Raw genomic sequence first — 449 nt, forward strand, 5'->3', positions numbered from 1 at the left:
CAACAGAGTCAACCACAGATTCTACGTCAACAAGTACAACTGAATCAAGTACCACGCCAACGACCACACCAAGTTCTTCTAAAGAACAGCCAAAACCTGGCACGAGTACTTCTGAATCAAAACAGCCGGCGAAACCAGTGACACCAACAGCGCCAGCTGAAAAGCCAGTAGAACAACCAGCAGCGTCAACACCGCAGCCTGAAATAGTCCCACCAGTTACAAATGAAACGGTTGGGTTAGTGGAAGACGATGAGACGTTTACGGTCAGCAAAACGAAGAAGACAGAAGAGTTTATTCAAGAAATCGGTGAATCTGCTCGGAAAGTGGCCAAGGACAAAAACTTATATGCTAGTGTGATGATTGCTCAAGCAATTTTAGAAAGTGGCAGCGGCAATAGTAAATTAAGCCAGAAACCAAACTACAATTTGTTTGGTATTAAAGGCGATTAC

1 protein-coding gene is annotated in these 449 nt (G+C 44.1%); it reads left to right on the plus strand.

Going from position 1 to position 449, the window contains the following annotated elements:
• Positions 1 to 137: 137 nt before the first annotated feature.
• Positions 138 to 449, plus strand: a 312-nt coding sequence (locus tag ACU8YE_RS25210) for a glucosaminidase domain-containing protein (RefSeq protein WP_446930290.1), incomplete at its 3' end; no start/stop codon positions are given.

This window comes from Ralstonia sp. VS2407 (assembly GCF_052950655.1).